This window comes from Pseudoalteromonas sp. SG41-1, from assembly GCF_014164575.1.
Lineage (GTDB): Bacteria > Pseudomonadota > Gammaproteobacteria > Enterobacterales > Alteromonadaceae > Pseudoalteromonas > Pseudoalteromonas rhizosphaerae.
The window spans coordinates 1-244 of the sequence record NZ_JACJFL010000144.1 but is presented as its reverse complement, the minus strand read 5'-3'; the positions used below and the strand labels follow the sequence as shown (position 1 = coordinate 244).

At 41.8% G+C, this 244-nt stretch carries 1 protein-coding gene; it reads left to right on the top strand.

The window, feature by feature from the left end:
- Nucleotides 1-196, top strand: a 196-nt coding sequence (locus tag H5203_RS23240; RefSeq protein WP_182820386.1) for a transposase, incomplete at its 5' end; no start/stop codon positions are given.
- Between the last annotated feature and the right edge of the window lie 48 nt (nt 197-244).

The following is a 244-nucleotide window of genomic DNA, read 5'->3' as shown; positions in this document are numbered from 1 at the left end:
AGATTGCAAGGTATGCCCACTGCAACAGCAATGTATGCGAAAGCCACCTATAAAAACAGGACGGCAAGTTCAGTTTAAAAATGATGAATCGCGTAAAAAGCTAAGCTACATCGACAAAATGAAGGTCAAAATAGACAGCCCAATCGGGCGACGGCAGCTTTTTATTGACGGAATGGCAAACGACTTGGCTGTATAGAGCCTGCTTTCCTTTAAATAAACAGCGGAATATTACAGTTAACAAAGG